This window comes from Aurantibacter sp., assembly GCF_042094015.1.
Lineage (GTDB): Bacteria > Bacteroidota > Bacteroidia > Flavobacteriales > Flavobacteriaceae > Aurantibacter.
Genome location: NZ_JBELDZ010000048.1, coordinates 1 through 856, shown reverse-complemented (window position 1 = coordinate 856; position 856 = coordinate 1). Strand labels below are relative to the sequence as shown.

The window sequence follows — 856 nt, the reverse complement described above, 5'->3', positions numbered from 1 at the left end:
GGCCTAATATTAGTTACGGAACCTATGGCGCAAAAGTTGTTGCAATTGAAAATTTTATAAGTCCAAATGGCAAATTTAGAATTCTACTAGCTCCAGACAAAGATGATCATGAATGGCCTAAAGCAGTTAGAGTTGGTTCAGGAGCAAAAACTATTGGTTTACTAGAAGATGTTCCTATTTGGTTTGAATTATGGAGAAAACTAAATGGTTTCCCTCCTAACTATTACCAACCAATAGATAATAAAGCTGAAAAAACTAAAAAATAACCTATGAGAATTTTAATCTTTTTATTATTCCCAATTATAATATTAGCTCAAGATATAGATAATACTATTAGTTTTAGCGAGTATATTAATTTGGTAAAATCAGAACATCCAATTACTAAACAAGCTAACCTAAAAATCGATGAAGGAAATGCAAATTTAACAAAAGCTCGCGGAGGATTTGACCCTAAATTAGAAGGCGATTTTAACACAAAAGAATTTAAATCTCAAGAATATTTTGATCAACTCAACGCCAAATTTAAAGTGCCAACATGGTATGGTATTGAATTACAGGCTGGATTTGAAGAGAACTCTGGTGTGTTTTTAAACCCAGAAAACAGTGTTCCAAATAACGGATTATATAGTGCTGGTATTTCAGCCTCTTTAGGTCAAGGTTTATTTATTAATAAACGAATGGCAGATTTAAAGAAAGCAAAAGCTTATCAAAGCCAAACTTTAGCAGAACGAGAACTATTAGTTAACAATATTATATTTAAAGCATCTATCGCATATTTTAACTGGAATCAATCATATGAAAATCTAAAAGTTTATAAATCTTTTTTAGACAATGCAAATTTTAGGTTTGAAGGTAT

The 856-nt window shown here is 30.5% G+C and carries 1 protein-coding gene and 1 pseudogene; both read left to right on the top strand.

Annotated elements, in window-relative coordinates; genetic code table 11:
• A pseudogene (locus ACFDSN_RS08115) lies at positions 1-266 on the top strand (biotin attachment protein); the annotation flags it as partial.
• Positions 267-269: 3 nt separating this feature from the next.
• Positions 270-856 (top strand): TolC family protein (locus ACFDSN_RS08110; protein ID WP_375239347.1); only part of this gene is annotated, 587 nt, incomplete at its 3' end.